Origin of the sequence: Scandinavium sp. (genome assembly GCF_051650185.1) — a bacterium.
GTDB lineage: Bacteria > Pseudomonadota > Gammaproteobacteria > Enterobacterales > Enterobacteriaceae > Scandinavium.
In genome coordinates, this window is sequence record NZ_JBOFIN010000137.1 from 33,796 (window position 1) to 55,382 (window position 21,587).

At 53.8% G+C, this 21,587-nt stretch carries 23 protein-coding genes and 3 tRNA genes; 13 read left to right on the forward strand and 13 right to left on the reverse strand.

From position 1 onward, the window contains the following. Positions 1-2: 2 nt before the first annotated feature. The 7 genes from ACRCWW_RS18765 to ACRCWW_RS18795 all read right to left on the reverse strand — a co-directional run bounded on the left by ACRCWW_RS18765 (position 3) and on the right by ACRCWW_RS18795 (position 5,616). Entirely contained in the window at positions 3-1,076 is a 1,074-nt protein-coding gene (locus ACRCWW_RS18765; protein ID WP_438683739.1) for a patatin-like phospholipase family protein, read from the reverse strand. Positions 1,077-1,190: 114 nt separating this feature from the next. Further along, positions 1,191-1,352 (reverse strand): DUF1328 domain-containing protein, encoded by a 162-nt coding sequence (locus ACRCWW_RS18770; RefSeq protein ID WP_071777480.1) that lies wholly within the window; start codon positions 1,350-1,352, stop codon positions 1,191-1,193. A 111-nt stretch (positions 1,353-1,463) separates the two neighbouring features. Next, positions 1,464-2,072, reverse strand: coding sequence for a molecular chaperone OsmY (gene osmY / locus ACRCWW_RS18775; RefSeq protein ID WP_438683740.1), 609 nt, complete (start codon positions 2,070-2,072; stop codon positions 1,464-1,466). A 340-nt stretch (positions 2,073-2,412) separates the two neighbouring features. Next, positions 2,413-4,002, reverse strand: coding sequence for a peptide chain release factor 3 (prfC, locus tag ACRCWW_RS18780; protein ID WP_330982195.1), 1,590 nt, complete (start codon positions 4,000-4,002; stop codon positions 2,413-2,415). A 90-nt stretch (positions 4,003-4,092) separates the two neighbouring features. Continuing rightward, positions 4,093-4,773, reverse strand: a complete 681-nt coding sequence (gene yjjG, locus ACRCWW_RS18785; RefSeq protein ID WP_438683741.1) for a pyrimidine 5'-nucleotidase — start codon at positions 4,771-4,773, stop codon at positions 4,093-4,095. 14 nt (positions 4,774-4,787) lie between these two features. Beyond that, the gene (gene rimI / locus ACRCWW_RS18790; RefSeq protein WP_438683742.1) at positions 4,788-5,234 is read right to left on the reverse strand and encodes a ribosomal protein S18-alanine N-acetyltransferase; all 447 of its coding nucleotides are present in this window, start codon (positions 5,232-5,234) and stop codon (positions 4,788-4,790) included. Further along, positions 5,203-5,616 (reverse strand): DNA polymerase III subunit psi, encoded by a 414-nt coding sequence (locus tag ACRCWW_RS18795; protein WP_438683743.1) that lies wholly within the window; start codon positions 5,614-5,616, stop codon positions 5,203-5,205. Before ACRCWW_RS18795 ends, rimI begins: the two co-directional genes overlap by 32 nt. Positions 5,617-5,745: 129 nt before the next feature. On the opposite strand from ACRCWW_RS18795, the gene rsmC reads away from it, so the two are divergent. The 4 genes from rsmC (at position 5,746) to ACRCWW_RS18815 (ending at position 7,260) form a co-directional block, all read left to right on the forward strand. Beyond that, positions 5,746-6,774, forward strand: coding sequence for a 16S rRNA (guanine(1207)-N(2))-methyltransferase RsmC (rsmC, locus tag ACRCWW_RS18800; protein ID WP_438683744.1), 1,029 nt, complete (start codon positions 5,746-5,748; stop codon positions 6,772-6,774). A gap of 169 nt (positions 6,775-6,943) precedes the next feature. Further along, positions 6,944-7,029, forward strand: a tRNA-Leu gene (locus ACRCWW_RS18805). A gap of 28 nt (positions 7,030-7,057) precedes the next feature. Continuing rightward, positions 7,058-7,144, forward strand: a tRNA-Leu gene (locus tag ACRCWW_RS18810). Between the two features lie 30 nt (positions 7,145-7,174). Further along, positions 7,175-7,260 (forward strand) — tRNA-Leu (locus ACRCWW_RS18815). A gap of 38 nt (positions 7,261-7,298) precedes the next feature. Here ACRCWW_RS18815 and ACRCWW_RS18820 read toward each other — a convergent pair. Then, positions 7,299-7,577, reverse strand: a complete 279-nt coding sequence (locus tag ACRCWW_RS18820; protein WP_438683745.1) for a DUF1435 domain-containing protein — start codon at positions 7,575-7,577, stop codon at positions 7,299-7,301. A gap of 217 nt (positions 7,578-7,794) precedes the next feature. Between ACRCWW_RS18820 and ACRCWW_RS18825 the strand changes: the two genes are divergently transcribed. After that, positions 7,795-8,859, forward strand: a complete 1,065-nt coding sequence (locus tag ACRCWW_RS18825; protein WP_438683746.1) for a GGDEF domain-containing protein — start codon at positions 7,795-7,797, stop codon at positions 8,857-8,859. A 95-nt stretch (positions 8,860-8,954) separates the two neighbouring features. After that, positions 8,955-9,743 carry a siderophore-iron reductase FhuF gene (gene fhuF / locus ACRCWW_RS18830; protein WP_438683747.1) on the forward strand — a complete coding sequence of 263 codons (789 nt, stop codon included), beginning with the start codon at positions 8,955-8,957 and terminating at the stop codon, positions 9,741-9,743. Between the two features lie 65 nt (positions 9,744-9,808). Here fhuF and ACRCWW_RS18835 read toward each other — a convergent pair whose 3' ends face one another. Further along, positions 9,809-11,152: a PTS sugar transporter subunit IIC gene (locus ACRCWW_RS18835; RefSeq protein WP_438683748.1), complete on the reverse strand. Its 1,344-nt coding sequence runs from the start codon at positions 11,150-11,152 to the stop codon at positions 9,809-9,811. Between the two features lie 341 nt (positions 11,153-11,493). Between ACRCWW_RS18835 and ACRCWW_RS18840 the strand changes: the two genes are divergently transcribed. Continuing rightward, a complete protein-coding gene (locus ACRCWW_RS18840; protein WP_438683749.1) occupies positions 11,494-11,952 on the forward strand; it encodes a YbaK/EbsC family protein in 459 nt (152 codons plus the stop codon). Here the strand turns inward: ACRCWW_RS18840 and bglJ are convergent. From bglJ to pobA, 4 genes are all read right to left on the reverse strand, one after another. After that, positions 11,949-12,605, reverse strand: a complete 657-nt coding sequence (bglJ, locus tag ACRCWW_RS18845; protein ID WP_438683750.1) for a DNA-binding transcriptional activator BglJ — start codon at positions 12,603-12,605, stop codon at positions 11,949-11,951. The two genes, ACRCWW_RS18840 and bglJ, sit on opposite strands and share 4 nt — an antisense overlap. Next, positions 12,569-13,288 (reverse strand): LuxR C-terminal-related transcriptional regulator, encoded by a 720-nt coding sequence (locus tag ACRCWW_RS18850; protein WP_438683751.1) that lies wholly within the window; start codon positions 13,286-13,288, stop codon positions 12,569-12,571. The genes bglJ and ACRCWW_RS18850 overlap by 37 nt, the downstream gene beginning before the upstream one ends. Before the next feature lie 246 nt (positions 13,289-13,534). Next, positions 13,535-14,407 carry a helix-turn-helix domain-containing protein gene (locus ACRCWW_RS18855; RefSeq protein ID WP_438683752.1) on the reverse strand — a complete coding sequence of 291 codons (873 nt, stop codon included), beginning with the start codon at positions 14,405-14,407 and terminating at the stop codon, positions 13,535-13,537. 15 nt (positions 14,408-14,422) lie between these two features. Continuing rightward, on the reverse strand, positions 14,423-15,607 hold the full coding sequence (gene pobA / locus ACRCWW_RS18860; protein ID WP_438683753.1) for a 4-hydroxybenzoate 3-monooxygenase: 1,185 nt from the start codon (positions 15,605-15,607) through the stop codon (positions 14,423-14,425). Between the two features lie 294 nt (positions 15,608-15,901). Here pobA and ACRCWW_RS18865 point away from each other — a divergent pair, with 294 nt between their 5' ends. The 6 genes from ACRCWW_RS18865 (at position 15,902) to opgB (ending at position 21,530) form a co-directional block, all read left to right on the forward strand. Then, positions 15,902-16,660, forward strand: a complete 759-nt coding sequence (locus tag ACRCWW_RS18865; protein ID WP_438683765.1) for a threonine/serine ThrE exporter family protein — start codon at positions 15,902-15,904, stop codon at positions 16,658-16,660. Beyond that, entirely contained in the window at positions 16,651-17,124 is a 474-nt protein-coding gene (locus tag ACRCWW_RS18870; RefSeq protein ID WP_438683754.1) for a threonine/serine exporter, read from the forward strand. Before ACRCWW_RS18865 ends, ACRCWW_RS18870 begins: the two co-directional genes overlap by 10 nt. A gap of 100 nt (positions 17,125-17,224) precedes the next feature. Beyond that, positions 17,225-17,764 (forward strand): primosomal protein DnaT, encoded by a 540-nt coding sequence (dnaT, locus tag ACRCWW_RS18875; RefSeq protein ID WP_438683755.1) that lies wholly within the window; start codon positions 17,225-17,227, stop codon positions 17,762-17,764. Between the two features lie 2 nt (positions 17,765-17,766). Beyond that, on the forward strand, positions 17,767-18,504 hold the full coding sequence (gene dnaC, locus ACRCWW_RS18880; protein WP_438683756.1) for a DNA replication protein DnaC: 738 nt from the start codon (positions 17,767-17,769) through the stop codon (positions 18,502-18,504). Positions 18,505-18,564: 60 nt separating this feature from the next. Further along, positions 18,565-19,053, forward strand: coding sequence for a DUF2501 domain-containing protein (locus ACRCWW_RS18885; RefSeq protein WP_438683757.1), 489 nt, complete (start codon positions 18,565-18,567; stop codon positions 19,051-19,053). A gap of 185 nt (positions 19,054-19,238) precedes the next feature. After that, positions 19,239-21,530: a phosphatidylglycerol--membrane-oligosaccharide glycerophosphotransferase gene (gene opgB, locus ACRCWW_RS18890; protein ID WP_438683758.1), complete on the forward strand. Its 2,292-nt coding sequence runs from the start codon at positions 19,239-19,241 to the stop codon at positions 21,528-21,530. Positions 21,531-21,587: the final 57 nt, after the last annotated feature.

Genomic DNA, 21,587 nt, shown 5'->3' on the forward strand with positions numbered 1-21,587 from the left:
TGTCACGCCAGCCCTTCGTTATCAAAATTCGCATCGTTTGCCTGCGGCGCGTTGACCAGTGCAGCCGCAGTAACATCGTTGGCAACCGCTGCCGGAGGCACCACCACCGGCGCTGGTGTAGCAACTCGTGGCCTGAAGCGCCGCAGCGGAGGCTTGTCGGCGAGCATTTTTCCCATCGTTGCCAGGAAGTAGCGCCCGCACTGCCTTCCTACGTTGTAATCCTCCAGCAGCGCCGGAAGGCGACTGCCCAACGCCATGCTGTTGAGCGGCTTCGGCGGATAAATTTCAAGGATGCGAATTTTGCCCGGCGGCTTCTCAATGAACTGCTGAATGGCGTGATAGGTCTGCTCATGATGCTGCACCAGATTCACAAATGGCTGCAGGCTGCTTTCCCCAAGCCAGCGCTCCATCCGCTTGAACCACTGCGGCGTGTAATACATTTGCGACGGCACCGTGCGGATCACCACCACCGTTTTGGCACCGCGCTTCACCGCTTCCTGCACGGGGATCGCATCGCTCACGCCGCCGTCCAGCCAGTTCACCCCATCAAGCGTTACGCCTGGCCGATAGAAACCCGGGATCGCACTGGAAGCACGAATCTGATCCATCCAGGTTTCACGAGTAGGAGAGAAGTAGCCTGGCGAGTAGTCGTCTGCTCTTGAAGCACACATCAAGAATGCTTTTCCCGCATCGAACTGGCGAGCCGCCACATCCATCGCCAGGGGCATTTTGCTGGCGGTCGCTTCGACCAGCCAGTCGAGATCGATAAGGTTGCCGCCGCGCACAAAGCGCATCGGGTCAAAGAATTCGCGAGACGTGGTGTAACGGGTGATCACTTTCCGGGCGTAGCCAGGCTGGTTGCACACATACGCGGAGAGGTTTTGCGCCCCGGCAGACGTGCCGAGAAAAAGGTCGAAAGGGTTAAATCGCGCGCGCATGAATTCGTCCAGCACGCCTGCTGTGAAGATGCCACGTTGCCCGCCGCCCTCACACACCAGCGCAATTTCGCCGGGTTTGAAAGGTTTGACGGCAAGCGGCGCAATATTGCCGAGCGTAACCGGAATTCGCTGTCCCACACTGCTTTCCCGTTTTTGATTGTTCTGTTACTTCACCTTAACGCAGATAAGGATTGTCTTAAACAGATAAAGCCAGCCCATTGGGCTGGCTTTTGTTACGAAAATTTAACGTTGCTATGGACGCCGGCGTCCCATAAACAGGCTGATCAGGAACAGAATGATACCGACGATAAAGACGATTTTGGCAGCGCCCGCGGCCGTACCCGCAAGACCACCAAAGCCCAGCGCGGCGGCAATTAACGCGATAACCAGAAAGATAATGCCCCAACGAAACATACGATTCTCCTTTACCATAGTTAATGTCGACCGCTTTGATGAACGCTCAGGCACTCAAAACGACAGACTCGTGCCCCCGGCAAACTGCCGGGGAAGTATGTCTCTACAGACTTATTTCACTTTGAGGTCGTTCTTCACACTTTTTACGCCATCAACAGCTTTGGCGATGCTTTCAGCACGGGTGCTCTGCGCTGAGGAATCGACCGTTCCCGAAAGCTGAACCACACCGTCGGTGGTTTCGACTTTCACTTTACGGGAAGGCACGATGTCGTCGGCCAGCAGTTTGGCCTTGATTTCACTGGTGGTTGCGGTGTCGCCCGCATACCCCTGCATACTTTGGTTTTTGCTGTCACGGACGTGCAGTTTGTCGCTGACGGAGGCCACGCCTTCCACGCCTTTCGCGACGCTAACGGCTTGCTCTGCCTGAGCCTGGCTTTCAACAAACCCGCTCAGGGTGACCACTTTGTCGTCGGTTTTCACCGAAATGTCCGTGCTTTTGATGGAGTCATGATCGACCAGCGCCGCTTTCACTTTAGCGGTAATGCTGCTGTCATCCATAAAGCCGCCAACCTTGTTCATCGAACTGTCGATTTTCTGGCCCGCGCTGTCAGCCGCAGATTGCGTTTTATCCATGGTGGATTCCGCCAGAGCAGAGCCGCTCATCAGTGCCGTACCCAGCATCACAGCCAGCAGCGTTTTGGACATGTTTTGGCTTGTCATTATCATCGATTCCTGTGGTTTGCTCAGAATTTGAGCTCAGGCGATCTTCATGATCGCATTGCTGTAGGGGTGAAAATCACCGCAAACGTACAGTTCTTAATATCGTGATGGACAAATACAGTGGGTTAATTCGCCATGTAGCACTTATTTATTAGCCAATTAAGCCAACAAACTTGTCATCACTTTGTTAAATATAGCCAACAATTTTGAGGCTGCCCGGCCAGACGGTTAAAAAGTGGCCTTTTACGGCAGGAATGGGCTCATTTAAGAACTTTCTGCAACGGAATCAACAGGCAGGAGAAAAGCGAGAGCACGGCGCAGGCCGTGCTCTGAGGAGGGATTAGTGCTCGCGGGTTTTGCGGAACTGAACGTCAGGGTAACGTTCCTGAGTCAGATTGAGGTTAACCATGGTTGGCGCGATATACGTCAGGTTATCGCCGCCATCCAGCGCCAGCTGGATTTCGTTCTTGCGCTTGAATTCCTCGAACTTCTTCACATCTGAGCTTTCAACCCAACGTGCGGTCGCCACGTTAACGGATTCGTAGATAGCCTCAACGTTGTACTCGCTCTTCAGGCGCGCAACGACCACGTCGAACTGCAGTACCCCGACCGCACCCACGATCAGATCGTTGTTGGCGATGGGACGGAAGACCTGCACAGCCCCTTCTTCTGACAGCTGAACCAGACCTTTCAGCAGCTGTTTCTGCTTCAGTGGATCTTTCAGACGAATGCGGCGGAACAGTTCTGGCGCGAAGTTCGGGATACCGGTGAACTTCATCATTTCACCCTGGGTGAAGGTGTCGCCAATCTGAATCGTACCGTGGTTATGCAGACCGATGATGTCGCCCGGGTAGGCTTCTTCCACGTGCGAACGGTCGCCCGCCATAAAGGTCAGCGCGTCGGAAATCACGACATCTTTGCCGATACGCACCTGGCGCAGCTTCATGCCTTTCTCATATTTCCCGGACACCACACGCATAAACGCCACGCGGTCGCGGTGTTTCGGGTCCATGTTGGCCTGGATCTTAAAGACGAAACCGGTGAATTTCTCATCCTTCGCTTCGACCAGACGAGTGTCTGTGTTACGTGGCATTGGCGCAGGAGCCCATTCCACCAGACCGTCGAGCATATGGTCTACGCCGAAGTTACCCAGCGCGGTACCGAAGAAGACCGGGGTAATTTCACCGGCCAGGAACAGCTCTTGATCGAACTCGTTGGACGCGCCCTGCACCAGTTCAAGCTCATCACGCAGCTGCTGCGCCAGATCTTCGCCAACGGCGGCGTCGAGATCCGGGTTGTTCAGCCCCTTAACGATGCGGACTTCCTGGATGGTGTGACCTTTACCGGTCTGATAAAGATAGGTTTCATCTTTATAGAGGTGGTACACGCCCTTGAACAGCTTGCCACAGCCAATCGGCCAGGTGATTGGCGCACAGCCAATTTTCAGTTCACGCTCAACTTCATCCAGCACTTCCATTGGATCGCGGATATCACGGTCGAGTTTGTTCATGAACGTCAGGATCGGCGTATCGCGCAGACGGGTGACTTCCATCAACTTACGGGTACGATCCTCAACGCCTTTCGCGGCATCGATAACCATCAGACAGCAGTCAACCGCCGTCAGGGTACGATAGGTATCTTCCGAGAAGTCTTCGTGGCCCGGGGTGTCCAGCAGGTTCACCAGGCAGTCGCGATATGGGAACTGCATCACCGAGGTGGTGATGGAGATCCCACGCTGTTTTTCCATCTCCATCCAGTCAGATTTCGCATGCTGGCTTGAGCCACGGCCTTTAACCGTACCGGCGGTCTGGATAGCCTGTCCGAACAGCAACACCTTTTCGGTGATGGTCGTTTTACCGGCATCCGGGTGAGAGATGATGGCAAAAGTGCGGCGTTTCGCCACCTCTTGCAGATAAGGAGACAACGTCATAGTCAGTTCTTCTTAAGTAAACGCGGCACTAAGCCACGCATGTTGAATACGAAAATGCGGCTATTTTACCCGTACGGGAGGGGCTGACAATCAATGTTTACACAGGAGTTGCTCCAGCTCGCCAAGCGACGTTACGGTCCAGGTGGGGTTGATGTGCTCTGGCAGTACCTGCTGATGCGCATTCAGCCAGCAGGTTGAAAGCCCTGCATTCATGCCACCCAGAATGTCAGAAGCGGCCGTGTCGCCCACCATCAGCACGCGCGAACGATCCGGATGACCGGCCTGTTCCAGCGCGTAATCAAAAATGCGCGAGTCCGGTTTTGCCACGCCCACTTCTTCAGAAATGATCAGCAAATCAAAATGTTCACGAAGCCCGGTGCGTTCAAGACGGATTTGCTGCAACGAGGTAAATCCGTTGGTGATGATCCCCATCTTCACCTTGCCCTGAAGCGCATTGAGCAGCGAAACGGCACCGGGTAAGGGCGCACAAATCTCTGCCATCGCATTCATGAATGCGTCATTCAGATCGCCGGGTTTGACGTTCAGACGCGCAGCCCAGCTCTCAAAACGCTGATACTGAAGCTGTAAAGACGTGATGGCACCATTCTGGTAATCGACCCACAGAGGCTTGTTCACGGCCTGATAGTCCTGGAAATCTTCCGCGGTGAACGTCACGCTATAGTCGAGAAACATCCGCTGTAAGCCGCTGAAAGCATCGAAGGTAAACAGCGTTTCATCGGCATCAAAGAAAATCCAGTCCCACATCTTCATCGTAAACCCTTGTCTTACATACTGATTGGCAGTGCCATTATGATGGCGTCTTCACGTCCTTCCGCGGTCGGATAGTAGTTACGTCGAATCGTCGCCTCGTTGAAGCCTAAGCTTTCATACAGTGCGATGGCGGCAACGTTCGATGCCCGGACTTCCAGCCACAGCGTGACAACGCCGCGTTTTTCTACCTCGTCAATCACCTGTTCCAGCAGTTCACGGCCTAAGCCACGGCGCTGATACGCCGGATCGACCGCTATGTTGAACAGGGTTGCTTCGTCGAGCACGATTTGCGTGATGGCGAAAGCCGCCATGTCACCGTCGACCGTCAGTTGCAGGTTGAGATAACGCTCCCCTTGATTACTGGCGAGCGTCTGTTCGCTCCAGGGAAAAGCATGGGCGCGCTGTTCAATTTGCCAGGCGCGCGGTAAATCAGTCTGACTGAGGGAAGAAATCGTGTTCATGTGCGCAAATTTGTTGCCAGAGCGCAGCGCGGGCTGCGGCACTGGACTGGAGTTGTTCGAAGGCCGGACTGTCGATGTGCGCGCCTTCCAGCGCCACGGGGTCGTTGTCACCTAAGCGCCAGGTGTTGCAACGCCCGCCCTGCGGCAGCATTGCAACCCTTTCCGGCGTAAGCTGAAGAACCTGATCCGGCGTCACCGCCAAAGCACGGAGAATATCTCCGACCAGCGGTTCGGTCAGTGACGGCAGCGTTTCGGCGACCATCACCAGACGAATATGCTCAGGCAGAGAGATAGCGATTTCGCCCTGCAACACCGCGGGGCGACGCAATGCCCACTGGGTAATGCCCAGTTGCTGTAGTTGCCAGTCTCGTCGGGATGTCATCGCGGGTTTCTCCTGTCTGTCAGGCGCGGAAATATAGCAAATTCGGCGAAGTTGCGCCAATAAAGCAGGGAGGCAGTCGTGCAGTAAATGTGTATAATCTTGCCCGTCATTAACTAAGGATCCCTCTTTATGTCTGCTTTATCTCCGGCAAGTGAAGTCTTGCTGCGTCACAGTGATGATTTCGAACAAAGCCGTATTCTGTTTGCCGGTGATCTGCAGGATGACCTGCCCGCTCGTCTGGACTGCGCATTTAGCCGCGCCCACACCCAGCAATACCACCACTGGCAAGTGCTTAGCCGCCAGATGGGTGAAAACGTTCGTTTCAGCCTGACCGCTGAAGCGGCGGACGTTGCCGATTGCGATACGCTGATTTACTACTGGCCGAAAAACAAGCCGGAAGCGCTGTATCAGCTGACCAATATTTTGTCTCTGATGCCTGTCGGGACAGACATTTTTGTGGTCGGTGAAAACCGCAGCGGCGTACGTAGCGCTGAGCAAATGCTCGCGGAATACGCGCCCCTGAACAAAATCGACAGCGCTCGCCGCTGTGGTCTGTATCACGGACGTCTGGAAAAACAGCCTGAATTTAACCCGGAAAAAGCCTGGGGCGGATATCAGCTCGACGGTCTGACCGTGAAAACCCTGCCGGGCGTGTTTAGCCGGGATGGCCTGGATGTCGGCAGCCAGCTGCTGCTGTCCACGCTGACGCCACACACCAAAGGCAAAGTGCTGGATGTTGGCTGCGGCGCAGGCGTGCTCGCCACCGTGCTGGCAAGCCACTCGCCGAAAGTTCGCCTGACGCTGTGCGACGTGAGCGCACCAGCCGTTGAAGCCAGCCGCGCCACTCTGGCTGCCAATGGTTTCGAAGGCGAAGTTTTTGCCAGCAACGTCTTCTCCGACGTCACCGGCCGCTTCGATATAATTATCTCAAACCCGCCGTTCCATGACGGGTTGCAGACCAGTCTGGAAGCCACACAGCAGCTGATTCGTGGTGCAGTGCGCCATCTGAACAGCGGCGGTGAACTGCGCATTGTCGCCAACGCCTTTTTGCCTTATCCGAAAGTGCTGGATGAGATTTTTGGCTTCCACGAAGTGATTGCCCAAACCGGCCGCTTCAAAGTCTATCGCACCGTCATGACCCGTCAGGCGAAAAAGTAGTCGTCCTGAAACGCCCGCAGGCCTTGCGCCCGGGCGTTTTGCTTTTCCTGCGGTTCAGCGCCCACTTTTGCAACAATTAAAAAAAGCAGGGCAATTAACTGTTGACGAAAGTGCGAAAACCACTAGAATGCGCCTCCGTAGTAGAGATTCTTTCAAGAGTCGATGGTATGCGAAGGTGGCGGAATTGGTAGACGCGCTAGCTTCAGGTGTTAGTGTCCTTAGGATGTGGGGGTTCGAGTCCCCCCCCTCGCACCAACTACTACAAAGATATTGCTCACACTGGGCGACGGTGGCGGAATTGGTAGACGCGCTAGCTTCAGGTGTTAGTGTCCTTACGGACGTGGGGGTTCAAGTCCCCCCCCTCGCACCAAAGAGGGCAATATCACGATAAGATTTCTGTGCGAAGGTGGCGGAATTGGTAGACGCGCTAGCTTCAGGTGTTAGTGTCCTTAGGATGTGGGGGTTCGAGTCCCCCCCCTCGCACCAGTCTCTTATCCCTCTCCTCTCTTCTCGTTTTGCCTTTACTACCCCATCAGTTTCAAATTCATTATCACCAGCATCATTCCACCAATCAGCGCGAACGCCGATGGCAGCAGCACGAAATGGCGTAATTGTCGGTGCCAAATCATGATGCAGGTCAGCAGTAAACCCAGAACAATAAGCCCTTTCCAGGTCTCGACAGAAAGACCTGCAAACCCCAGAAGTGTCAACACACCGCCAGGGATCAACACGCCCCACCCACTGCCTAACGCTCGCTGCAACATGGTTTCATCTCTTAAACTGATAATGATAACCAATATCATATGATAATTTTTATCATTTGCAAGTTCAGGTGAGAGAGCCTTTCACTCTTTACTTTCACGCGAGTGACAGCCCTGGCTGAAGGTGATAAATTGCAAGAATAATCCGAATAGATTAGTGTTTCTGAACAATAGTTCGCGCGACTCGTTCCCGTGCGAAGTTTGTCATTTCTGTAGGCTAGTGTTTCTGTAATCCCACAATAATTAATGATTTCCTGACATGACAGCACAATCCTGGCGTTCGTTGCGTATTAAAAAATATCAATTTTCATTACGCCTGTTTTTATTTCTTAATTTAACATCATCGCTCTTTTCTATGGTCAGCCCCGTGTATCACGTGGCTGCCGTGACACTCCCTTTGCTCACCATCACCTTTGGTAGCGCAGGTTTGCTCCTGAGCCATTGGGTCTGGAGTGAAAAGAAAATCAATATTCCGGTTATCTCGATCCTGTTTGGCTGTTTATGGGCCTGGCATATCGCCATTAAATCACCGCTGATGCATCAGCCTAATTTCAGCTATTTGGTGATTGCCTTATTAAGCGTGCTGTTTGTCGGTGCGATTGCTTTTTCTAATAATATCATCGCGTTCACATTACACTCTTTGCCGGTTTTAGTGGTTTGCCTGTTTCTCGGCGATGGCGATCAGTGGGTCCGCATGGTCTATTGCTTTGCCTTGCCGGTTATTGGGATCAGCATTCAGAGCATTATCCAGAAGCGCAACGACAACTTTGCTCAGGGGCTGATGTTCCGACTGCTGGAAGAAAAGCAGACGCTGAATGACCTGAGTATGCTCGACCCGCTGACCGGGCTGTACAACCGCCGCGGCCTGCAAAACCGTCTTGATACCCTGCTCTCGCTGGATGCCAGCGGACATTACGTCCTGCTGCTTGATATCGACTACTTCAAAGCCTACAACGATCATTATGGCCACATGATGGGAGACCAGGCGCTGATTCAGGTTTCAGCGGCAATCCGCGATGCCGTGCGTTCCAGAGACATTGTGACCCGCTACGGTGGCGAAGAATTTATGGTATTGCTCACCTCAACAACCGCAGAAGCCGCATTGCAAACCGCTGAGCGTATCCGCCAGCGCGTGTACGATCTTAAAATCCCACACATGTTCAACCACAGCGTAGCCACCAATGTCACCGTCAGCATTGGGCTTGCTCCGTTGTTCGGGGAAGAGGTGGAGGCGGCGCTCGAACAGGCTGATAAAGCGCTTTATGAAGCCAAGCATCTGGGGCGTAACAATATCCTCACCAGCGAAGCCTTAACCAGGCGTTGAAAACCTGCCGGAAAACGTAAAAACAGTTGCGATTGCTGTCGCCTATAGCTAGGATTGGCAATCATTATCATTTAGATTTGTATCCAATCGCAGCCATGGCTTATCGTTCCGCCCCTTTCAGTGAAGAGATCATCTGGCGTGCACCGCTCATTGAGCCGGGGCCGACGCTCGCTGACACTCTGCGCGATAAAGTGGCCGAGCATCGCCCACACCTGCTCGACTTTATGCGGTTCAGCGAAACGCCTCCGCACAGCAGTATGACGCTCTCAACGTGGAGCCAGTCCGCTGAACTCACTTCCCTGCTGGCGACCTATTCCGACCATATTTACCGCAACAACCTGACGCAGGCACGTGAGAATAAACCTCTGCTTTCGTTGTGGGCGCAATGGTATTTCGGCCTGCAGGTTCCCGCGCTGATGCTTTCGTTGCTGACGGAAGAACGCGCACTCGATCTCTCCCCGCACCATTTTCACGTCGAGTTTCACGAAACGGGTCGTGCGGCCTGCTTCTGGGTCGATGTGCAGGAAGATCGTGCCCTCACTCAGGCCTCCTCCATTGAGCGAATGGAACGACTGGTGACGCAAGCCCTGATGCCGGTCGTCACCACGCTTGAAGCGACTGGTGATATTCACGGGAAGCTTATCTGGAGCAACACGGGCTATCTGATTAACTGGTACCTGGGTGAAATGAAAGCATTACTGGGTGATGAGCAGGTCAGTGCCTTACGCGAACATTTGTTCTTCGCGAAACACTTGTCTGATGGCCAGGACAACCCACTCTGGCGAACTGTCGTCATGCGTGAAGGCGTGTTAGTCCGTCGCACCTGCTGCCAGCGCTACCGCTTGCCAGAAGTGCAACAGTGCGGTGACTGCACTTTAAAATAAGCACTTCAGAATACAAAAAGCCCCGGCAGCATCACGCTTACCGGGGCTTTTTTGTTTTGCTTCAGTTATGCAGCCTGACTCGCTTCCTCAGCGGCGCGCTGCGCTTCTTCTTCTTCCTGTGCCAGCAGCTGTTTCTCGTACACCTTGAAGAACGGGTAGTAGATGATGGCGGACACACAAGCCAGCAGCACCACCAGAATGACCGCACGGAAATCCCAGCCCAGAGCCCACGCCGCACCGACTGGCGCTGGCGCAGTCCATGGCACGACGGAGATCACGCGGCCAATCAAATCAAGCTTCATTGCCGCCCAGGCAAGCGTAGCGTTAACCATTGGGGCCAGCAGGAACGGAATAAAGAACACCGGGTTCATCACGATCGGCGTACCGAAGATAACCGGTTCGTTGATGTTAAAGATGCTTGGCACCACGCCCAGACGACCAATCGAACGCAGGTGGGCGGACTTACTGCGCAGGTAGCAGAACACCAGCCCCATGGTGGCACCAGAACCGCCGATAACAATAAAGAAGGTCCAGAAGGCCTCCATAAAGATGTGCGGCAGCGGAGCACTTTGCGCCAGCGCCGTCTGGTTCAGACCCAGGTTGGTCAGCCAGAACATCTGCAGCATTCCGGAGACAATTGCCGCGCCATGGATACCCGCAAACCACAGCAGGTGACCAATCAGCACCGCCAGCAGGATAGCCGGCAGGGAATCTGCCGCAGAAACCAGCGGTTTAAACAGTGACATGATGGCCTGAGGGATCAGCATATCGAACTGGCTCTGGATAAACAGACTCAGTGGATAGAGCGTTAACACCACCACCAGCACCGGGATCAGCAGATCGAAGGAGTTTTTGATCATCGGCGGAACCTGATCGGGCAGGCGAATACCGATGTTACGCACCTTCAGGAAACGCATCATCTCTACGCAATAGATAGCCACCAGGATTGCGGTAAAGATCCCCGTGCCGCCCAGGCTATGAACCGGCAGAGTGCCATCCGTTTTCGGTGCGGCGACCAGCAGGAAAGCCATGATCGACAGCATCGCGCTCATGAAGGGATCGATCTGAGCGCTTTTCTCGTAGTGTTTGCCGAGGTTATAGGCAATGGCCGCACAGATATAGATGGACATAATACCCATCGTCATATCGAACGGCGTCAGAATACGGCCTTCAAACTGCTTCGCCATATCCAGCCAGGCACGCGCGAAGCCCCAGGTCGTGTCCGGGGAAAATGGCGGATAAGCAAACACCAGCAGGAACGACCCCACAATCATGAACGGCATTGCGGAGATAAAGCCATCACGAATAGCCATGACGTGACGCTGGGATGAAATGCGTCCAGCAACGGGGCTAACGTAGTTTTCTACAAAACGGAATATCAAGTTAAACGCGGCATGGTTAGCAGACATAGCAGCTCTCCTGACAGGCTATAGACGTAAGCACAACGACGGTTAGTGTGCCGCGATGCGCAATCCTGAACTGTGAGTTCACTACCACGCCGGGAAGTCGTCCCGAGTTGCAGTTTTTAGAGTGACATTTCATACACGGCTCTTATTTTTTTATCGATACAGAGGAAGTTACGCTCTCAGTATTAATCGCCCGAACACCGTTCTGCAACCGGTTACTGTAACCGGTTGCAGTGAATGTGAAGAGGATCGAGAAATCGATGAAAGAGTGGGATGACTCATACTCTTATTTACAGCATGAAGAGGTTGTGCCAGATTTATTTCGTTTATGTCAGGAGAGAGCTATGAGTCTGCAATCCGTGCGGGAGTTTTTCGCCGACCGCGCCCCCGATATCGAAATTATAGAGCTTAATCAGAGTACTGCGACCGTCGCCCTTGCCGCCGCCGCCCATAATGTTCTGCCGGGGCAAATCGCCAAAACGCTGTCCCTCAAAGTGAAAGATGAAGTGATTTTGGTGGTCGCCAAAGGCGACGCACGCCTCGACAATAAAAAGCTGAAAACCGCGTTCGGGGCGAAAGCTCGTATGCTAAGCAGCGACGAAGTGGTGACATGGACAGGGCATCCTGTCGGTGGCGTCTGCCCTTTCGGCCTGGAAAATCCGCTGACTGTCTATTGCGATATTTCCCTAAAGGATTTCCCGGAGGTATTGCCTGCCGCAGGCGCGACGCATAGCGCTGTTCGCCTCTCCCCTGACAGACTCGCGGAATTGGCCGAGGCGACCTGGATTGACGTTTGCCTTTAGAGCCTTGTGACTAAAGGGTTATGAAGTGGCAGATAACGAAGAATATCTGCCGCACACAGCAAACCGGTATCGTTATTGACCCCCAGTTTCGCCATCGCATTAAACTTATGCGTGCGAATGGTTTTGGTGCTCCTCTCCATTTGCACGGCGATTTCAGGGATTGACAGCCCTCTTCCCATATAGTGAAGCAGCATCCGCTCCGTCGGGCTCAGGCACATCACCCGCCCAATCAAAGCGGAGGCATTCTGCTGCGGGGTACGCTCCAGCAGCACCGTTAACTGGCTGAGCAGCTCATCAACGTCCATCGTTTTCGCCAGCACGCAGTGAAGTAAAACCGGCGACAAATGCTGAATCAGCCTCGCCTGACGCTCATCCTCCGCCAGCAATATTCGGGCGGTGCCGGGTTCTGTTTTCGCCAGGTGCGCCAGGAACTCGATACACGCCTGCCGGGAACCACGCGTATCTGCCACAGAATAAATCACGACCGCATAGAAGGGGTGAGCCCCCTGGGCGAACCACTGGTCGCTATCACTGAATGAATACAACCGGCAGGAATACGCCGTACCGTGACGCAGCAACTGCTGAAACCCGATGATCGTCATCGCACAGTTATCTATCACAGCGACATGCTTGTCGTCTGAGGACTTATCCATTGCGCTGGTTCCCCCCCTGCAGGAAGAAGGTTAAGTTCCTTCATACCCTGGGCCGTGCAGAACCAGGCATACAACTCTGAATTTCCCCGCAGGGCCAGACGCCGCATCGCGCTGTTCTTTTGGGCGCTTATCGTTTTGTTGCTCTTTCCAAGCAGGACAGCACTCTGATTGACGGTCCAGCCTTGCGCCAACAGGCGGAGGACCTGGCGTTCGGAGCGGGTCAAGGCGATCGACGTTTCTTCACCTGTGCTTGCCGAAAATGAGGCAGGAAACAGAAGGCTGGTGCTGATACTTTCTCTTTGTTTCCCTTTGCTGCGGATGGCATATATCAGATCAGAGACAGATTCCGCATCGGACAACAGCGTACTTTCCGGGCGCAATAAGTATTCAATCGCTAACGGGTACAACGCCTGATTAACCATATATATCCAGCGGGTTTTCTTATAGCGATTCATTAGCGCCGAATACTTCTCACAAAGTGCTTTTCCCTGTGAATACTCCGCAGGCAAATCAATTATTATCAGATTTGTGTTATCCAGTTGAAATAGCGTCAGCTCATCGATTTTCCGGTGGACCATCACCTTATACTCAGGAAAATTTTCCTTCAGGATGGTGGTCATACCTGACTGGTAAACAGGCAACCGGCTTATTATGACACAGGACTTCCGGCCTACCGCACGCATAACACCTCCCTTGCACTATGCTGGATGGTTATTGAAACAATCGGAACTTATTAATCACGCATTGAATTATTTCTGGCATTGTTTATTTAATCTATTCAGAAAACGGAAATATCCCTTTTAGGATCGAGTCAACGCCGAAGAGAATAAGGAATATTCACAGTACCATACAATAAATAAACACGCCATCACCCATACCTGAGGGAAGAACACGTAATAACCGCACTTATTATTTTATTATCTACAATATTATTTTTTCATATTTTCCCTGAATATTTTTGGTGAGACACCCGCATAGCGCCTGAAGAAACGGGAGAAATACGTTGCATCACTAAATCCCAAATAATCAGAGAGTTGAGTAACCGTCATGCTGGTGTATTGCAGGCTGCGTTTCGCTTCCAGCATTAATCGTTGATGTAACACGTTCAATGCACTGCAATCATAAAATTCGTGGCACAAATAGTTGAGATGAGTCACAGACAGCCCCACAGCCTGTGCGTAATCAGACAAAGGAAGATGTTCGCGATAGTGGCTTTCAATCTGGCGGGCAAACTGCCGCATAACTGAACGCCTGCGCTCTGCTTTATCCTCAACGGGCAAAGCGCCCTGAACCTGACGATTCAGCCAGACCAGAAGCGCGCTCAGCATCGCATGTAACATCAGTTCACGCGCATCGTTGTCCTGCTGATACTCATCCAGCAGCGTCGAAAAAAGCGTGCGAATGTGCATACGGGAGTGTTTCACCGCGATGCAATGTGGTCGACTGAGCACGGCCATCTGGCGGCCAAACTCGGCTTCAAAGCGGGTTAACAGGGGTAGCGCCAGAGAAAGCACATAGCCTTGCGTGCCTGGCGAAAAGCGGAAACCGTGGACACACAGCGAAGGGACAACCTGAATACTGGCCTCGGTGACCACGGTTTTTTCGCCCTCGACCTCAATCTCAGCCTGCCCTTTATGCAGATAGAGAATTTGTACCAGCTCCGCATGCTGATGCACGCGGATATGCCACTCATAGAGGCTGCTGCGCTGGTGAATGGACTCACAATGCAGCAATTCAGGCGTTGGCCAGCCCATCTGCTCGCCATAAAGCTTAAAAACAGGAACGATATTGTGCTGCGCCATAACTCTCCTGCGCGGTTAGCGGACGGTCTCGTAGGGCAGACCGACATAGTTTTCGGCAATGGTCGTCAGCCCTGCTCGCGAACCAAGATAGTAGCGACGATCGGCCTCCTGCATTTTTCGGTCAAACGGACTCTTGTCATGAAAATCATGCAGCAGGTGCGTCATGAACCAGCTAAACCGTTCACCTTTCCAGACGCGATTCAATGCATAGCTGGAATAGCTCGCCAGCAAATCTTCGCGCCCGTGATGGTAAAACTGGCACAGCACGCGCCATAAATAGTTCACATCTGACGCCGCCAGATTCAGCCCTTTTGCGCCCGTTGGCGGCACGATATGCGCCGCGTCACCGACCAGGAACAGCCTGCCATATTGCATTGGCTCAACCACATAGCTGCGCAATGGGGCGATGCTTTTTTCAAGCGAGTGACCAGTCACTAACTTACTCGCCAGATCCTCTGGCAGGCGGCATTTTAACTCCTGCCAGAAACGTTCATCGCTCCAGGCCTCCACGCTTTCGCTCAGCGGCACCTGCAAATAGTAGCGACTCCTGGTTAGCGAGCGCTGACTACAAAGGACGAACCCGCGCTCGTGATGGGCGTAAATCAGCTCAGGATTGACCGGAGGCGTATCCGACAACAATCCCAGCCAGCCAAACGGCCAGACGCTTTCGTATTCCCGCAGGACGGATTTCGGGATGCTTTGCCGCGCTACCCCGTGAAAACCGTCGCAGCCCGCGATAAAGTCACACTCCAGCCGACAAACTTCGCCTTCTTTTTCAAAGGTCACAGATGGCTTGTCCGTTTTCATGTCGTGCAGCTCAACGTTGCTCACGCCATAGATGATCTGCGCTCCGCTGCTGGCACGCGCTTCCATCAGATCACGGGTCACTTCAGTCTGTCCGTAAACCATCACGCTCTTGCCTTCCGTCAGCTCGCTCAGCGGGACGGGAATGCGCACGCCATCAAACAAAAACTCCACGCCGTGATGCACCAGCCCTTCCGCATCCATCCTTTTAGCGACACCGGCCTGACGCAGTAAATCGACGGTTCCACTTTCCAGAATCCCCGCACGAATGCGACCCAAAACATACTCGGGTGTCTGGCGTTCGAGGATAACGGTAGCAATCCCCGCGTTATGCAACAGTTGCCCTAACAACAGTCCTGACGGGCCCGCGCCGATAATGGCAACCTGAGTTTTCATGATGGCTTCGCTCCAGAATGGTTAATTATTTGTTTGTTTTATGTTTCCATAAAGTGTCTTCATGCATTTTTGATAAGCAGAGCGTGAAAAAGAAGGGCATAAAAAGAGCAAAACCTGCACTTTTCAACGATCTTGCGAAAGTGTGCGGCAGTTCAAAAAACAGCCACTCGTGCAATTTCCTATCCGTCGGTTGTTTGATCTCGCCGGGCCATGGCTGGCGCGGGCTTCAGGTACAACGGTGTTTTAAACACAGTTATCGGGGATTTGCGGGAAGTGAGGGAAGCAGAACAAGCCATACAACGAAAAGTGACGCGGCTGTGTGTTCAGTGCGCGTTGCTGTTGTTGCAGCACGGCGCAGAAAGCGCCCTGGTGGATGAACTCTCCACGCGTCTGGGTTTAGCGCTCGGCATGGACAGCGTCGAAAGTGCCATCTCCTCAAACGCCATCGTGCTCACGACGCTGCATCAGGGCGAATGCCTGACCACAACGCGGAAAAACAACGATCGCGGCATCAACATGCATGTGGTCACTGAAGTGCAGCACATCGTGATCATGGCTGAACATAAGTTGCTGGATGCCCATGATGTTGAAAAACGCTTCTCGCAAATAAAACCCCTGCGCTACCCGCGCTGGCTGGTTGTCACGCTGGTTGGCCTGTCGTGTGCGTGTTTCTGCAAACTCAATAACGGCGGCTGGGATGGCGCGTTTGTCACTCTCTGCGCCAGCACGCTGGCGATGTATATTCGCCAGATCCTGACGCATCGCTCAATGCATCCACAAATTAACTTCTGTATCACGGCCTTTGTGGCAACGACCGTTTCAGGCCTGATGCTACGCCTGCCCAACTTTGAACAAACCTCAACCGTGGCGATGGCCGCCAGCGTGCTGTTGCTGGTACCTGGTTTTCCGCTGATTAACGCCGTCGCCGATATGTTCAAAGGCCATATCAATACCGGCCTGGCTCGCTGGGCGATAGCCAGTTTGCTGACGCTCGCGACCTGCATTGGCGTCGTGATGGCCATGACGTTATGGGGGTTACGAGGATGGGCGTAATACACTTCTTCCTGGCGCTGATTCAGGACGCGGTTCTGTCAGCCATTCCTGCCGTCGGCTTCGCCATGGTATTTAACGTGCCACAGCGCGCTTTGCCATGGTGTGCATTGCTGGGCGCCATCGGTCACAGCTCAAGAATGGCCATGATGATGGCGGGCATGAACATCGAATGGGCGACGTTTATCGCCTCTCTGCTGGTAGGCAGCATTGGCATTCAGTGGTCGCGCTGGTATCTGGCGCATCCGAAAATCTTCACGGTTGCCGCCGTTATCCCCATGTTTCCGGGAATTTCGGCCTATACCGCCATGATTTCAGCCGTAAAAATCAGTCACCTCGGCTACAGCGAAGCGCTGATGGTCACGCTGCTGGAGAATTTCCTGAAAGCCACCTCGATCGTGGGCGCGCTTTCTGTCGGCCTGTCGATCCCCGGTTTATGGCTCTACCGCAAGCGCCCTCGCGTCTGACTCCGCCCGGCAGAGCCTCTGCCGGGAATCTCCTCCCGCGACGCACTCTGTGCTACTATCAGGCCATGTTCTGCCTGTCCCGTTTTATTGAGTAACTGCCATGTCTTCCAGAGTCTTAACGTCCAGTGTTATCGGCATTGATGCGCTCCTGCGCGATCCCGAGGGTGTGCTAAAAAACGCCGATAACGGTGCTATCGCGGTATTCGCCAACAACGCCCCGGCGTTTTATGCGCTGACCCCTGAACGTCTGGAACAGCTGCTGGCGCTGGAAGCAAATCTGGCTCGCCCAGGCAGTGACGTCATGCTCGACGGGCAATTCTTTGAGGAACCCGTGGCCACGCCGATTGCCGTGCCGATGGGTAAATTTCCGATGTATGCCGACTGGCGGCCTGATGAAGATTTTCAGCGCATGGCAGCACTCTGGGGTATCGCCCTGACCCAGCCCGTCACGCCAGAAGAACTGGCCGCGTTTACGGCGTACTGGCAGGCGGAAGGCAAAGTGTTCCATCACGTTCAGTGGCAGCAGAAACTGGCGCGAAGCGTGCAGATGGGGCGTGCGAGTAACGGCGGGCAGCCAAGACGCGACCTGAATTCGCTTTCCGAGCCAGACAGTCAAATTCCGCCGGGATTCCGAGGTTAACGATGAAAAATGTTGCTTCACTGATGCAGCGTCTGCAAAAAATGATGCCGAAACATGTCGAACCGGCATTCAAAACGGGTGAAGAACTGCTGGCCTGGCAAAAGGAGCAAGGAAAACTGCGATCCGAATCGCTCGAACGTGAAAACAGAGCGATGAAAATGCAGCGCACGTTTAACCGCTCCGGCATTCGCCCGCTGCATCAAAACTGCTCATTTGATAACTATCGCGTTGAAAGCGACGGTCAAATGAATGCCCTGTCCAAAGCGCGCCAGTATGTCGAAGAGTTCGACGGCAACATCGCGAGCTTTATCTTCTCCGGTAAACCGGGTACCGGCAAAAACCATCTGGCCGCCGCCATCTGTAATGAGTTACTGCTGCGCGGGAAGTCCGTGCTGATCATCACCGTGGCCGACATCATGTCCGCCATGAAGGACACCTTCAGCAACCGCGAAACCAGCGAAGAACAGCTGCTGAACGATCTGAGCAATGTTGATCTGTTGGTGATCGACGAGATCGGCGTGCAAACCGAATCCCGCTATGAAAAAGTGATCATCAACCAGATCGTCGATCGGCGCTCGTCCTCCAAACGCCCGACTGGGATGCTGACCAACAGTAATATGGACGAAATGAACAAACTGCTCGGCGAGCGCGTCATGGATCGTATGCGTCTGGGCAACAGCCTGTGGGTGATTTTCAACTGGGACAGTTACCGTAGCCGCGTGACCGGCAAAGAGTATTAAGACGATTCCGACCGCGCACAGCGTTATACTGAGCGGGTTTCGTTCAACAGAGTCGATCTCATGAAAACAGCTAAACACCTTCTTTGCACAACGGCGCTGACCAGCGCCCTGCTTTCCACCAGCGTCTTTGCCGTGTCGCTCACCGACACGCTCTCCAGCGCGGCAAGCCAGCTTAGCGGCCAGAGCGGAAGCACTCAGGGCGGCCCTTCGCTCTCTTCCCTGACCAGCCTGCTCGGCAACAGCCAGTCGTTAAGCGCGGACAACATGAACAACGCCGCCGGGATCCTGCAATACTGCGCTAAGCAGAAGCTGGCTTCCGCAACGGACGCCGAAAACGTCAAAAATCAGGTGCTGGGCAAGCTCGGCCTCGATACCCCGACTGAACAGAAAGCGGATACCAACTATATGGACGGTATTCAGGGCCTGCTCAATGCGCAAAACGGTCAGCAGCTTAATCTGACCACGCTGGGCGACTCCGAGTCAGGAAAACAAGTGAAAACCAAGGCTTGCGATCTGGTCATGAAACAAGGCCTTAATTTCCTCTCCTGATCCCCCGCAAAGACCCGCCCACCGGGGCTGTGAGCGGGTCAAAAAACACTCACTTTCAATACAATTCTGAAACACAGCACATTTTTTTGACGCTACAATTGCAGCAATATTGCACTGCAATTACAGTGTACGGTCGAAAAATGAATCGCTGGTCAACGGATGGCCAGAGTAACTGAGGATGTGCTGTGTCCGAGCTTGTTTCTATCGCTCTGTTTCTCGCTTCTGTGGTGATCTACGCATGGAAAGCGGGCCGAAACACCTGGTGGTTCGCCTCCACCCTGACGGTGCTCGGCCTATTTGTGGTTCTGAACCTGACGCTCTACGCCAGCGATTATTTCACCGGTGACGGCATTAATGACGCCGTGCTCTACACCCTGACCAACAGCCTGACCGGTGCGGGTGTCAGCAAATACATTCTTCCCGGGGTGGGCCTTGTGCTGGCGCTGGTGCTGGTTTTTGGTGGCCTGGGTTGGGTCTTGCGTCGCCGTCGCCATCATCCTCATCATTTCGGCTACAGCGTGCTGGCGCTGGTGCTGGCGCTGGCGTCCGTGGATGCCAGCCCGGCATTCCGCCAGATAACGGAGCTGGTCAAATCCCAGTCTCGCGATGGCGATCCTGATTTTGCCGCCTATTACAAAGAGCCGTCGAAGACTATCCCGAACCCCAAACTCAACCTGGTGTATATCTACGGCGAAAGTCTGGAACGCACCTATTTTGATAACGAGGCGTTCCCCAACCTCACGCCAGAACTGGGCAAACTGAAAAACGAAAGTATCGATTTCAGCCACACCATGCAGCTGCCGGGCACCGATTACACCATCGCGGGCATGGTCGCCTCACAGTGCGGCATCCCGCTGTTTGCGCCATTCGAAGGTAACGCCTCCGCGTCGGTGTCGAGCTTCTTCCCGCAGAATATCTGCCTGGGCGATATCCTGAAAAACTCCGGCTACCAGAACTACTTCGTGCAGGGCGCAAACCTGCGCTTTGCCGGAAAAGATGTGTTCCTGAAATCCCACGGCTTCGACAATTTGTACGGTTCCGAAGAGCTAAAGACCACCGTAGCAGACCCAACCTACCGTAACGACTGGGGTTTCTACGACGATACCGTGCTCGATGAAGTGTGGAAAAAATACGAGGATCTGTCGAAATCCGGCCAGCGTTTCTCGCTGTTCACCTTAACCGTGGACACGCACCACCCTGATGGCTTTGTCTCACGCACCTGCGACCGTAAAAAGTATGAAATCGACGGCAAGGTTAACCAGTCATTCAGCGCCGTCACCTGTAGCCAGGAACACGTTGCTGCGCTTATCGAAAAAATCAAAGCCTCGCCATATTTCAAAAACACGGTGATCGTGGTCTCTTCCGATCATCTGGCGATGAAAAACACCGCCTGGGACTATCTCAACAAACAGGATCGCAGCAACCTGTTCTTCGTGATCCGTGGCGATAAGCCGCAGCAGGAAGTGATGGCCACCAAGCGCAGCACCATGGATAACGGCGCGACGGTGCTCGATATTCTCGGCGGCGACAACTACATCGGCCTTGGCCGAAGCAGCCTTTCCGGGCAGTCGCTGGCGGAGATCTTCCTCAATATGAAAGAGAAAGTGCTGGCGTGGAAACCCGACATCATTCGTCTGTGGAACTTCCCGAAAACCATCAAGGACTTCACCATCGACGAGCAGAAAAACATGATTGCGTTTTCCGGCTCGCACTTCCGCCTGCCGCTGCTGCTGCGTGTTTCCGACAACCGCGTCGAACCACTGCCGGAAAGCGAATACTCCGCGCCACTGCGCTATCAGCTGGCAGATTTCGCCCCTCGCGACAACTTCATGTGGATTGACCGTTGCTACAAGATGGGCCAGCTGTGGGAGCCGGAACTGGCGCTCTCCACGGACTGGTGTGTCTCTCAGGGCCAGCTTGGCGGGCAGCAAACCGTTCAGCACGTCGATAAAGCGCAATGGAAAGGCAAAGCCGCCTTTAAAGACACGATTATCGACATGGAACGCTATAAAGGTAATGTCGACACGCTGAAAGTGGTGGATAACGATATCCGCTACAAAGCCGACAGCTTTATTTTCAACGTCGCGGGCGCGCCAGAAGAGGTGAAGCAGTTCAGCGGGATTTCACGTCCTGAAAACTGGGGGCGCTGGTCGAATGCGCAGCTCGGGAACGAAGTGAAAATCGAATACAAAGCGCCGCTGCCACCGAAGTTCGATCTGGTGATCACCGCGAAAGCCTTTGGCCCGAACGCGAATAAACCGATCCCGGTTCGCGTCGGTAATAGCGAGCAGACGCTGACGCTGAGCAACGATATCAGCACCACCACGCTGCATTTTGATAACCCAACCGGCAGTAACCTGCTGACCATCGCACCACCGGACCCGCAATCCACCAACGAAGGCAATATTCTCGGCCACTCGCCGCGCCAGCTGGGGATTGGGATGGTGGAAATTAAAGTGGTGAAATCGGAAGGGTAAATCGGAATAACATCAGGATTTATAGGATGTTGTAGGCCCGGCAAGCGCCGCCGGGCA